At 44.4% G+C, this 2,475-nt stretch carries 4 protein-coding genes; all 4 read left to right on the forward strand.

The features are described 5' to 3' along the window. The first annotated feature begins 240 nt into the window (after window positions 1-240). The 4 genes from H6S82_RS28870 to H6S82_RS28885 all read left to right on the forward strand — a co-directional run bounded on the left by H6S82_RS28870 (window position 241) and on the right by H6S82_RS28885 (window position 2,386). Window positions 241-633 carry a DUF1830 domain-containing protein gene (locus H6S82_RS28870; protein WP_190463487.1) on the forward strand — a complete coding sequence of 131 codons (393 nt, stop codon included), beginning with the start codon at window positions 241-243 and terminating at the stop codon, window positions 631-633. Window positions 634-840: 207 nt separating this feature from the next. Continuing rightward, window positions 841-1,278, forward strand: a complete 438-nt coding sequence (locus H6S82_RS28875) for a DUF4079 domain-containing protein (RefSeq protein WP_190463489.1) — start codon at window positions 841-843, stop codon at window positions 1,276-1,278. A 129-nt stretch (window positions 1,279-1,407) separates the two neighbouring features. After that, complete coding sequence (locus H6S82_RS28880; protein WP_190463491.1) at window positions 1,408-1,677, forward strand: hypothetical protein; 270 nt, start codon at window positions 1,408-1,410, stop codon at window positions 1,675-1,677. 184 nt (window positions 1,678-1,861) lie between these two features. Continuing rightward, a complete protein-coding gene (locus tag H6S82_RS28885; protein ID WP_322111872.1) occupies window positions 1,862-2,386 on the forward strand; it encodes a hypothetical protein in 525 nt (174 codons plus the stop codon). The last annotated feature ends 89 nt before the right edge of the window (window positions 2,387-2,475 follow it).

Here is a 2,475-nt window from a genome sequence, read left to right on the forward strand (position 1 = left end):
CTTTGAATGTGCCCCAACACTATGGCCCAATGACAGGCAGATGGCAGCTATGAGACCGAAGCTTTAACGCAAGGCAAAGCGAACGTCTTCAACCGTAGTGTAGATTACACAATTTATCTCTATCTGAAGATAGAGATTTACTAAATTTTTCAAGTTGGTAGTCGCAGTTACAGCAAGTCGGGATCGCTAGTGTTAAGTTTTTTAATGTAACCAACTTTGGCACAGGTTTGCTTTAAAATCATGGCTCAAATACTCGATCCCCTACCGCCTAACTCCGGTGATGCGATTCTCTGCTGCTATGTCAATGCGACCAGCAAAGTTCAGATAGCACGGATCTGCAACATTCCCAACTGGTATTTCGAGCGAGTAGTTTTTCCAGGTCAACGGCTCGTGTTTGAAACAATGCCAGAGGCAGTGCTAGAAATTCATTCCGGGATGATGGCAAGTGCTATTTTATCAGACAAGATACCTTGCGATCGCTTGCGAGTTAACGATGAACCGCAACCTGAAACGGCCCCTACTCAAAAACAGCACGAACAAGATAAAGACAAAAATACCAAGTGGGAAGGAATTCGGAAAAATGTAGAAAAAACACCAATTTTAACAACTCCCGCCTTAGCAGGTGTAAGTTAAAATTGGATTTTCATAAACAGCCTCTTGCTAGATTGAGAATAAAAATTTAGACCTCTGTCTTCCAGAAGATCTATTTTTTCGGAGGAGTGAGGGATCTTAGAAAGACATGAGATAATACCCTTTTGTGCTAGGAATAACTAAAATGCTCATTGGTAAGTAAGAGCCGGTGAGCAAAGTATTCCTCGTTTCAACAAAGGGCAAAGCACTTTGAATTTACCAGATTTTATTTGGTTGTGGAGAATCGCCGCTTGGTCTATGGGATTTTCGCTGGTAGCTTACTTGCTGCTAGCTGCGAGCGGTATTTGGATGCTCTATATCAGACAGTCCAGAAGATCCCGACCTAATTGGTTGCGACCTCTACACTACTGGATTGGCGGCACGATGGTAGCTTTAGTATTGCTACTGCTGACGATCGGTATTGTCGGCACTTTAGGCCATTACGGTAGCCTAAATCATTCCATACACCTTCCATCTGGATTGGCTGTTGTGGGATTTGTACTACTTTCGGCTGGAAGTGCGACGTTAATCAGCCCCCAGTTTCCTTGGGCTCGACCTCTCCATATCGGAACGAATATTATTCTGCTCGTAGGATTTGCGTTGGTTTCACTCACTGGTTGGAGTGTCGTCCAAAAATATCTACCATAAGGAAAGCCTGTAAAAGTCGTAAATCTACTTAACGATTTATGAAGATATTTCTGTGGAGCGATTCTTTTAGGAGAAGATTAAGTGAATATACTGAATATTCTTATCCTAAATATGCTTCATGGTGTAAATATGTCTTACTCTCCTTTGGCATTGGGTTTCTTCGTTATTGATGGCGACGGTTTGCCGGTGGTAGAAAAATCTCACCAAGGTAATTACTCCCTGATTTTCCTCAACCGCAGTGACGCCGCTCGGTATTGCCAGCAGATGTCTGAGCTTCGCAGACTCTCGGCAAAAGATTGCGCGATCGCGACCATGCCGATCCATCAAATCCAAAGGTTACTGAGTCACGCCAAAATTCGCGTCTGCGTCATTCACAGCTGGGATGCTGTTGTAGCGTAATCTGGAAGCGACAAGAAACTATGATGCTTCCCTATTTTCCACGCAACCGTCATCTAAACTAGATGAGAACGCTAAGCACAAAGAATAATATATTTCCGTGTCAGATTACCCAGTCAATCAGTTGCAATCCCAGACAGATAGCTACTCTTCCAGCGCGAACGACACCCCAGCGCATCAACAATCAATTTTCCGTATTTCTCCTTTAATCCGGCTGACACTTCTGTGTTTATACGTATCGCTGACCGTACCTTTACCGTTTTTGGCCCAGGTGACAGCTGCTCCAGTGCCACCCATGCTACTGTGGTTGGGAATAGGGTTAGGGGCGATCGCTCTCTATGGCGCATTGAGCGAGCGGGTTATATTGGATGAGCAAGCGATCGGGGTAACATACCCTCGTTGGGTGCCCAGCTTTTTTCGGAAAGGTTGGTCGCTACCTTGGTCAGAAGTGCAAGATTTGAAATGTCGCACTACAGGTCAAGGAGGTCTGGTTTACTATTTTGTCAGTAAATCCGGAAAAGGCTATTTGCTACCTATGCGTGTAGTTGGATTTGCTCGCATGGTCAAGCAGGTAGAAGCTAAAACAGGGATCGATACGACGGATATTCGCCCTCTAGCTCAACCGTGGATGTATTTAATTTTATTGGCGGTCACGCTGATCCTGCTTTTGATTGATGCTTGGACGATTTTGACTGCTGTCAATCAGTATTAAATAATAGGTTAATCAATCAGTAATTTGTAGCCTTGCCAACAGCAGAAATTCCCCAACTACGACTAACTCAGGTGAGCTTGAGAGCTCCT

Origin of the sequence: Planktothrix sp. FACHB-1355 (assembly GCF_014748295.1) — a bacterium.
In the GTDB taxonomy this organism is placed as follows: Bacteria; Cyanobacteriota; Cyanobacteriia; order Cyanobacteriales; family Aerosakkonemataceae; genus Aerosakkonema; species Aerosakkonema funiforme_A.